9 protein-coding genes are annotated in these 7,585 nt (G+C 70.3%); 2 read left to right on the top strand and 7 right to left on the bottom strand.

Annotated elements, in window-relative coordinates; all coding sequences use genetic code 11:
• Positions 1–264 precede the first annotated feature (264 nt).
• The 4 genes from PHC73_RS09320 to PHC73_RS09335 are packed head-to-tail and all read right to left on the bottom strand — an operon-like array spanning position 265 to position 2,314.
• The gene (locus tag PHC73_RS09320; protein ID WP_300127025.1) at positions 265–765 is read right to left on the bottom strand and encodes an aromatic-ring-hydroxylating dioxygenase subunit beta; all 501 of its coding nucleotides are present in this window, start codon (positions 763–765) and stop codon (positions 265–267) included.
• A 3-nt stretch (positions 766–768) separates the two neighbouring features.
• Positions 769–936, bottom strand: a complete 168-nt coding sequence (locus PHC73_RS09325) for a hypothetical protein (RefSeq protein ID WP_300127028.1) — start codon at positions 934–936, stop codon at positions 769–771.
• Positions 937–990: 54 nt separating this feature from the next.
• Positions 991–2,151 (bottom strand): aromatic ring-hydroxylating dioxygenase subunit alpha, encoded by a 1,161-nt coding sequence (locus tag PHC73_RS09330; protein ID WP_300127031.1) that lies wholly within the window; start codon positions 2,149–2,151, stop codon positions 991–993.
• A 13-nt stretch (positions 2,152–2,164) separates the two neighbouring features.
• Positions 2,165–2,314, bottom strand: coding sequence for a hypothetical protein (locus PHC73_RS09335; protein ID WP_300127033.1), 150 nt, complete (start codon positions 2,312–2,314; stop codon positions 2,165–2,167).
• Positions 2,315–2,527: 213 nt separating this feature from the next.
• Between PHC73_RS09335 and PHC73_RS09340 the strand changes: the two genes are divergently transcribed.
• Positions 2,528–3,685, top strand: a complete 1,158-nt coding sequence (locus tag PHC73_RS09340) for a CaiB/BaiF CoA-transferase family protein (protein WP_300127035.1) — start codon at positions 2,528–2,530, stop codon at positions 3,683–3,685.
• 88 nt (positions 3,686–3,773) lie between these two features.
• Here PHC73_RS09340 and PHC73_RS09345 read toward each other — a convergent pair whose 3' ends face one another.
• From PHC73_RS09345 to nfi, 3 genes are all read right to left on the bottom strand, one after another.
• The gene (locus PHC73_RS09345; RefSeq protein WP_300127038.1) at positions 3,774–5,888 is read right to left on the bottom strand and encodes a DUF1631 family protein; all 2,115 of its coding nucleotides are present in this window, start codon (positions 5,886–5,888) and stop codon (positions 3,774–3,776) included.
• A 31-nt stretch (positions 5,889–5,919) separates the two neighbouring features.
• Complete coding sequence (locus tag PHC73_RS09350; protein WP_300127040.1) at positions 5,920–6,270, bottom strand: PilZ domain-containing protein; 351 nt, start codon at positions 6,268–6,270, stop codon at positions 5,920–5,922.
• 128 nt (positions 6,271–6,398) lie between these two features.
• Entirely contained in the window at positions 6,399–7,091 is a 693-nt protein-coding gene (gene nfi, locus PHC73_RS09355) for a deoxyribonuclease V (protein ID WP_300127043.1), read from the bottom strand.
• Between nfi and paaI the strand changes: the two genes are divergently transcribed.
• Positions 7,090–7,539, top strand: a complete 450-nt coding sequence (gene paaI / locus PHC73_RS09360; protein WP_300127046.1) for a hydroxyphenylacetyl-CoA thioesterase PaaI — start codon at positions 7,090–7,092, stop codon at positions 7,537–7,539. The two genes, nfi and paaI, sit on opposite strands and share 2 nt — an antisense overlap.
• Positions 7,540–7,585: the final 46 nt, after the last annotated feature.

Consider the following 7,585-nt stretch of genomic DNA (forward strand, 5'->3'; position numbering starts at 1 on the left):
AGGAACGCCCGCCTGCGGCGCCAGCCCTTGCTGCGCAAGCGGATCGTGATGTTCGCGACATTGGCAGGCCGTTGAAAAATCCTTTTCAGGGGCGTGGGGAGCTAAGGAGACGCTGCGCGCGGTACACGCCCGCGCCGCGCTCCATGAATCAAGGGCCTACGCCCTCGATTCATGCCGGGGCATTCTGCCCCCCGACGTCAAGACGTAGGCGCTTCCCTAGGGCCACCACTCGTGCCTGGGTGGCGCACCCGCGCTCCCAGCCCACTACAGGTGGTAGAGGTCCACGTAACCGTCGACGCGGTCGTTGATGAGGGTGATTTTCTTGGCGCGGATTTTGAGCTCCTCGCCGCGCTGCACCAGGTCGTAGTCGTAATAGCCGCCGTAGAGGTACTGCTCGCCGGCGCGGTAGCTGTGCGACAGCCAGTTGGCCGACACGCGCATGCCGTCGGCGCGCCGTTCCTGAACCAGCACGTTCTGGATCAGGTGGTTGGTGCGCGGCAGCGGCGTCGAGGCGGCCGACTCGCCGCTGGTGAAGCGCCAGATGCGGTGCTCGAGTTCGCGGCGGCTGTCGATGTAGATGATGGATACCTCGGTCAGCGGGTCGCTGACCAGCTCGGTCTCGGACTGCCAGGCCGGCACCCAGTACACGGCGTCCGGCTCGTACAGCGCGAGCCAGTCCTGCCAGCGACCATGATCCGCACACCAGGCCTCGCGGCGCAGCAATTGTTCGGCCGCAAACGTGGCTTCCTGCAGGGTCTGCGGCATGGCTCAGGCCTGCGCGGCGGCGCAATCGCGCGCCTGGCCGACATTCAGCAGGTGCACCCACTGCCGGTACTGTTCGAGGCAGTTGCCCTCGTAGCCGAAGCGTCCGCCGTGGCGCGGCTGCACGCCCACGGCGCGCGTCTCGTCGTCCTGACCCGCAAAGGCGCCGTGCATGCCGAACGAGGCGTCGTTCCAGGCCGCGCCGGCGGCCTGCGCGCCGACCTGACACTACTCGAATTCGACGTTGTCGTCCGGCCCGCCGAGACCCGCCACCGAGAAAAAGTCCATGAACTGGCGCATGCGCTTGATGCGCTGCTCGCGCGCCTCGCCCACCGGCGCGATGCAGAAATAGCTGACCTCGGTGCGGTCCACCGCCAGCGGGCGCACGTGGCGGATCAGCGACGCCAGCTGGTCGATGATGAACAGGTTGGGGTAGACGCAGACCTGGCGCAGCTTGGAGGTCATCCAGCGGGCGCGCGCCTCGCCCCAGCGGGCCACGTAGTCCTGGTGATTCACGTAGCTCGGCCGGGCGGCCGGATTGGGGATGTCGGACTGGATCAGCGTGTGGCCGTTGCCCATGCCATAGATGGCGCCGACGTTGTCGGGGTCGTTGGCCTTGTCCAGGCGCACCATCTCGACGCCGGCGCGGGTCTGCCGGGCGGCATCGGCGGCGCGCCGGTGCACCACCTGCATCAGCGTCTTGTGCGTGTACGGCAGGTGCAGGCCGTCGCCGGAGCCGTTTTCCATCAGCAGCTTCCAGTTGCCGCGGTAGATGCAGGTGTTGAAACCCTTGACGACCTCGAAGCCGCCGGGCGCCTGGTCGGTCAGCATGTCGATGATCGCGGTGAGATCGCCCAGATGCTCGCGCAGCGGCGGCACGTCCGCGCTCAGGCTGGCAAAAATGAAGCCGCCGTAGTGCTCCACGCGCGCGGCGCGCGTGAGGCCGTAATCGGCGAACTTGAAATCGGCCGGGTAGCCCTCCTCGCGGCGCGGCACGAATTTGAGTTCTCCGTGATCGTCGAAGGCCCAGCCGTGGTAGGTGCAGGCAAAGCCCTTGCGGTTGCCCTGGCGGGTGCGGCACAAGGTGGTGCCGCGATGCGGGCAGGCATTCAGAAACACCTCGACGGCGCCCTCGCCGTTGCGGTACACGATCACCGGCTGGCGGCCCATCCAGGCGGTATAGAAGTCGAAGCGGTTGCGCAGCTGGCTTTCGTGGGCGAGGTAAATCCAGCCGCCCTCGAAGATGTGGCGCATCTCGAGCTCGAAGATGGCCGGGTCGGTCAGCGCCTCGCGGCGCACGCGCACGCGCCCGGCGCCGGGGTCCACGTCCAGAAAGGCGGCGAAGTCGATCGGCGGGCGCCGACCGGGAACGACGGGTTCGATTTTCATGACGATATCCTCCTCAGGTGTTCGCGGTGACCAGCTGGCCGCGCAGCGTCTTGCGGCTCAGCTTGCCGGTTCGGGGCAGCTCGTCCATCAGCCGCTCGTCTTTCGGGAACCCGCCGGCCGGCCGGTGCAGCCTGTCGCGCAGCGCTGGCTCGCGTGTCGCCATCGTTGCGCCTCGACCGTGGCACGCCCATTCGTACCAATCGTTCGTTTAGGATAAACCCTGACGATTGGCAAGCGCAGATCGTTCGGCGCCTGCCATCCGGGTCAGGATGCCCCTCGCCGTCCATGGCGTGGCCCTGTAGCGTGCCGCCGCGACCGGCACCATTCCAGCGACCGGATGCTTCGGCATTTCCCTGAAACCCAAAAGGAGCACTGCATGGGCCCGCTGCACGGCATCAAAGTCATCGAAATGGTCGGTCTCGGACCCGGCCCGCTGTGCGCCATGATGCTGGCCGACATGGGCGCCGAGGTGATCCGCATCGACCGGCCGGGCGGCAACCTGTTCAGCGGCGCCAGGGCGGACATCCTCGGCCGCAACCGCAAGTCGCTGGCGGTGGATCTGAAACACCCGGACGGCATCGCCACGGTGCTGAAACTGGTCGAACGGGCCGACGCGCTGATCGAGGGCTTTCGGCCGGGCGTGATGGAGCGCCTGGGTCTCGGGCCGGACCTGTGTCTGGCGCGCAACCCCAGGCTCATCTACGGCCGCATGACCGGCTGGGGTCAGGACGGCCCGCTGGCGCAGGGCGCCGGGCACGACATCAACTACATCGCGCTGGCCGGCGCGCTGCACGGCATCGGCGAGAAAGGCGGCCGGCCGATCCCGCCGCTGAACCTGGTCGGCGACTTCGGCGGCGGCGGCATGTTCCTGGCATTCGGCATCGTCTGCGGGCTGCTCGAAGCCCGAAACTCCGGCCACGGCCAGGTGATCGACTGCTCCATGGTGGAAGGCAGCGCCGTGCTGATGGGCATGTTCTACGCCATGCACCAGGCCGGCCTGTGGCGGGACGAGCGCGGCAGCAACATGCTGGACGGCGCCGCCCACTACTACAACACCTACGAGACCGCCGACGGCAAGTGGGTGTCGGTCGGCGCCATGGAGCCGCAGTTCTACGCCACGCTGGTACGCGAGACGGGGGCGGACCCCGAGCTGTTCAGGAACCAGCACGACGCGCGCGCCTGGCCGGCGCTGAAGGAGGAGCTCGCGCGCATCTTCAGGACCAAAACCCGCGACGAATGGTGCGCGCTGCTCGAAGGCGGCGACGCCTGTTTCGCGCCGGTGCTGTCGCTCACCGAGGCGCCCAAGCACCCGCACAACCGGGCGCGCGGCAGCTTCGTCGAGGTGGATGGCATGCTGCAGCCGGCGCCGGCGCCGCGCTTCAGCCGCACGCCGCCGCAGCTGCGCCACGGCCCGCGACCGCCCGGCGCCGACAGCGACGACATTCTGGCCGCCTGGGGCTTTACCGGACAAGAAATCGCGGCGTTGCGTGCCGCAGGCGCGGTGACCGGCCCGCCGTCCGGCAGACAAGGCTGAAAAATCCCGGCGCCGGAATTTTTTTGATCGCTGCAGCGAGGGTCACGCCCGCACTGCGCGTGCCGGGCGCACACGCCCTTGACAGCCGTCAGATCCGCGCCCCGCGGTCGGTGATCTCGACTTCCTCCACCTGGGCAAACGGTTTCAGCCCGCGGCGGCGCAGCAACGCCTCCAGACTGCCGACGCCCGCCGGCGCCTGAGACGGTTCGGATGTGTCGACCGACTCACCCGCAGCCAGCGCCGAATCGACCATCGGCTGCCCAACCGCCGCGCCGGCAGGCTCGGTCCGCCAGACTTCGGCGCCGGCGTGCGGCAGCGCGCCGTCCGCCTCCGGGCGCGACATCGGCGCCGCGGCGGCGGGCAGCTCGAGCGGCGCCACCTCCATGCCGTCGAGCTCGGCCGCCAGCTCATCCAGACTGACGACCTGCTCCGCCGGCTCATCCGCCGCCACCGCGGCGGGTGCCGGCGATGCGTCCACCTGGCTCATGCGCGGCGTCGGCACCGCGCCCAGCTCGACCACGCTCGGCATACTCGCCGCCACCGGCTCCGGAACGGGGCCGAGCAGGGCCTCGATGGCCGACTCTTCCTGCCAGTCCCACACCGGCTGGCCGGCCTGGGCGCGATCCAGGATGTCGTCGAGTGTCTCCAGGAACGCTTCCTGTTCGAACATGGACACCCCCACCTGATCCATGCCCTGGCGCAGCCGGCGCACCAGGCGCGGGCGCAGCTCGGCCAGGCGCTGCTGCGCGCCGCCCTGTTTGGGACCGAGACTCCACAGCAGGGCATCCAGCGTGGCCAGCGCCTGCCGCCAAGGCGAAGCGTCGGCGCCGTGACGCTCCAGGCAATCGACCAGGTACTGCAACCAGTGACTGCGCAAGAACGCCTCGATCGGGTCGGGCAGGCGGCCAACCTGCCGCAGTCGCTCGGCGAGTTCTTGTTCGGCGCGCGCCAGCAGCGCCTTGCGGTGGGGCTGCCGGGCCGGCGCGTCGTGCGCCGGCGGTGCGGCCAGTGCCCGCAGGTCGGCGAGGGCCTGCTCGGCCGCCGCCGCGAATGCCCGATGGTCGTCCATGCAGGCCTCGCCGACGGAATCGACCAGGGCAGCCAGCACCTCGCGCTGCTGCGGCGTGAGCGGCTCGTGCCAGCCGCGGGTGACGGTCACCAGCTGGTCGAAAAAGCGCCGCGCCAAATGCGAGCGCCGCGCCAGAATCGCCCGGTCGCGCAGCGCCAGGCGCAGAAACGGTATCTGCAGGCGGGCGATCAGCAAGCGCGCCGACACCGGCACCCTGTCGTCGGTGAACAGGCTGTCGAACAGCAACGCCACCATGTCCAGCACCATCTGCTGCGACGGCTCGCCGGTGGCGGCCTCGACCGGCCGGGTCGCCACCCGCGCCAGGTCGATCGACGCCGAGCGGCTGCGCGCGCCCGGCGTGTCGTGCTGATCGAGGGTGGCCAACAGCTTCAGCGCCTCGCTGCCGCGCCCATCGCCGACCAGCGCCCGCTGGATGAGGGCGCTGAGGTCCAGATCCGCCGGCGCCGTGCTGGTGTCGGCGGGCGACCACTGCGCATCCACGGCCGGCAGGTCCTGCGCCGTCGCCGGCAGCCGCGCCGGCGCCAGTGCATCGGCCACGGCACGGTAGATCGCCGGCAGCGCCACGCCCACGTGTCGCTCGAAAAACTTCAGCACCACCAACCGCACCGCCGGATCGGCCGGCGTGTCGCGGCAGGCGGCCTCGAAGGCGGCGAACACCTGGCGCGGTCCGATGAGCTCGTCGCCGTCGGGCACACCCACCGTCAGCGCCAAGCCGTCGCGCAGCTCGCGCAGGGCGTCGGCGCATTCGGTTTCGGCGCGCCGCGCGGCGGCGGTCAGCGCCATCACCTCGTGGCGTTGCTGGCCGACGAACTGACGCTGCAGCGGCCCGTCGCCCTGCTCCAGGCTGCGCCAGCAGGCCTGCAGGCGCTCTTCGAAACGGCTTTTGATGGTGTCGCGGCCCAGGCGCAGCTCGCGGATGGCATCGAAGTAATTGCCGCGTTCGAGCTCGCCCTCGGCCGACTGGGCCAGCTCGAACAAGGCATCGTCGAGCTTGCCGAGCATGGTCGTGAACGCCGCCTGCACGGCGTCCATGAAAACCTGGCGCGCCGCCGTCAGCCGCGCCGGCCCGCCGCCGGCGCCATCGGCAGGAGCGTTGGTAGTTGAGGCGCTCATCGGCGGCTCGCGGCGATCCGGTGATGGTCGATCATTCGAAACACTGCCGCCAACGCGCCAGATCGTCGCCCGGCACCGGCAACAGCTGGATGCCGTGCAGGTAGTCCGGCGGCACGGCCCGCGCCCAACGCACCTCGCCACACAAGAAGAACTTGCCCGGCAGGCCGGTCACGTTCACCCACAGCTCGAGCCGCACGCCGGGCTCGAGGGCGCGATCCAGCCACAAGCCGAGCCCACCCGCCGACACGTCGCAGGTTCGCGCCGGCAGGGTGACGCCGGCCAGCTCGGGCGCGCCCTCGGCGCTGACGATCTGCACCAGCAAACGCTCGTCGCGCGAACGCCGCCGGCTGGCGCGGCGGTCGGAATCGTCTGCCTCGGACATGGTCAACCCTGACGTCGGTGTGATCGAAGCGGCCATGGCAATCCTGCGGCGCTGCGGTGTTTGGCCAGCTTATCGGAGCGCGGCACGGAAGATTTAGGCATATGCAGAAAAATTCCGCCGGGTATTTTTCAGCCGTCCGTCGGCGCACCCTGCGAGGCCAGGGCATGCGCCACGCGCGTGGTCTGCGGCAGGCGAAAACGCCCGGTGCAGGCCATGACCCAGTCGACCGCCCGCTCGAGCGTCACCCGGTGGCCGACCGACACGTAGATCGGCTTCACACCGGCCCGACTGCGCAGCACCGCGCCGACGACCTCGTCGCCGTCGCGCAGCGCCACCCAGGCGCCACGCCGATCGGGCAGCGGATCGTGTGTGCCGATAAGGCGCGTCTTGGCGACGCCGATGCACGGCAAATCGGTCAGTACGCCCAGATGACAGGCGATACCGAAGCGCCGCGGGTGGGCGCGGCCCTGCCCGTCCACCAGTAGCAGATCCGGCCGCACCGGCAGCCGCGCCAGCGCCTCCAGCACCGCCGGCAGCTCACGAAACGACAGCAGACCCGGCACGTAGGGAAAATCGACCGGCCGCTGCGCCATCGCCTGCGCGAGCGGCCGCAGGTCCGGAAACGACAGCACCGCCACCGCCGCCCGCGCCAGCCGCCCGCCTGGAAAGCCGACGTCGACGCCCGCCACGGCGCGCACCGTGCCGACATCGTCCACCTGCCGCACGCGGCCGGCGAGCTGCCGCTGCAAAGCGATGGCCTGCGCCGGCGTGGGCGGCCAGCCGACGTCGCCGGCAAGGCCGGTGCTATGCTCGTGCGCCATGTCAGAGTCCCCATCCGAATCCGCGCTGGCCGGCGCCGTGGCGCGCGCCCTGTACGCCCGCGACAGCGCCGCCCAATGGCTAGGCATCGAGGTCCGCCACTGCGGCCCGGGCGAGGCCGTGCTGACCATGACGGTGCAGGAAACCATGCTCAACGGGCATGGCATCTGCCACGGCGGCTTCATCTTCAGCCTGGCCGACACGGCGTTCGCCTACGCCTGCAACAGCGGCAACGAACTGACCGTCGCCCAGCATTGCAGCATCGACTTCCTGCGCCCGGCGCGCGCCGGCGAGCGGCTGACCGCCACCGCGCGCGAGGTCGAACGCCGGCCGCGCAGCGGTGTTTACGACGTGACCGTGACCGGCGCCGACGGCGACCGGGTGGCGCTGTTTCGCGGCCTGGCGCGCAGCCGGCCGGGCACGCCGGTGATCGACGACACCCCGCCCTGAGCGCCAGCCAGGCGCCGGGCGCGTGCAGCGCTCACAGCCCGTTTGC

It is taken from the genome of Immundisolibacter sp. (genome assembly GCF_028696615.1).
In the GTDB taxonomy this organism is placed as follows: domain Bacteria; phylum Pseudomonadota; class Gammaproteobacteria; order Immundisolibacterales; family Immundisolibacteraceae; genus Immundisolibacter.

What these genes read in the sequence shown, in the direction of transcription:
- PHC73_RS09330 (WP_300127031.1), bottom strand. Translation starts at nt 2,151, where the DNA reads ATGAAAATCGAACCCGTCGTTCCCGGTCGGCGCCCGCCGATCGACTTC.
- PHC73_RS09340 (WP_300127035.1), top strand. Translation starts at nt 2,528, where the DNA reads ATGGGCCCGCTGCACGGCATCAAAGTCATCGAAATGGTCGGTCTCGGA.
- PHC73_RS09350 (WP_300127040.1), bottom strand. Translation starts at nt 6,270, where the DNA reads ATGTCCGAGGCAGACGATTCCGACCGCCGCGCCAGCCGGCGGCGTTCG.
- PHC73_RS09325 (WP_300127028.1), bottom strand. Translation starts at nt 936, where the DNA reads ATGCACGGCGCCTTTGCGGGTCAGGACGACGAGACGCGCGCCGTGGGC.
- paaI (WP_300127046.1), top strand. Translation starts at nt 7,090, where the DNA reads ATGTCAGAGTCCCCATCCGAATCCGCGCTGGCCGGCGCCGTGGCGCGC.
- PHC73_RS09320 (WP_300127025.1), bottom strand. Translation starts at nt 765, where the DNA reads ATGCCGCAGACCCTGCAGGAAGCCACGTTTGCGGCCGAACAATTGCTG.
- PHC73_RS09345 (WP_300127038.1), bottom strand. Translation starts at nt 5,888, where the DNA reads ATGAGCGCCTCAACTACCAACGCTCCTGCCGATGGCGCCGGCGGCGGG.
- nfi (WP_300127043.1), bottom strand. Translation starts at nt 7,091, where the DNA reads ATGGCGCACGAGCATAGCACCGGCCTTGCCGGCGACGTCGGCTGGCCG.
- PHC73_RS09335 (WP_300127033.1), bottom strand. Translation starts at nt 2,314, where the DNA reads ATGGCGACACGCGAGCCAGCGCTGCGCGACAGGCTGCACCGGCCGGCC.